The organism is Pseudomonas sp. HY2-MNA-CIBAN-0224 (genome assembly GCF_040310285.1).
Lineage (GTDB): Bacteria > Pseudomonadota > Gammaproteobacteria > Pseudomonadales > Pseudomonadaceae > Aquipseudomonas > Aquipseudomonas helleri.
Map to the genome: position 1 here is coordinate 1 of NZ_JBEOPQ010000743.1, position 252 is coordinate 252.

Annotated in this window: 1 pseudogene; it reads left to right on the top strand. The window is 48.0% G+C overall.

The window, feature by feature from the left end:
• A pseudogene (locus AAEZ03_RS28305) lies at positions 1-252 on the top strand (ferredoxin--NADP reductase); the annotation flags it as partial.

The window sequence follows — 252 nt, forward strand, 5'->3', positions numbered from 1 at the left end:
CTATGAAGACCATCTAGAGTTCTTTTCTATCAAGGTTCAAGACGGCCCTTTGACCTCACGCCTACAACATATCAAAGTCGGCGATGAGCTATTGGTCAGCAAAAAGCCCACCGGCACGCTAGTCTTAGACGATCTACTACCCGGTAAACACCTTTATATGTTGTCCACTGGTACGGGGCTTGCGCCATTTTTGGCCTTGGCACGTGACCCTGAGGTTTATGAGCGCTTTGATAAAATCATCTTGGTGCATGG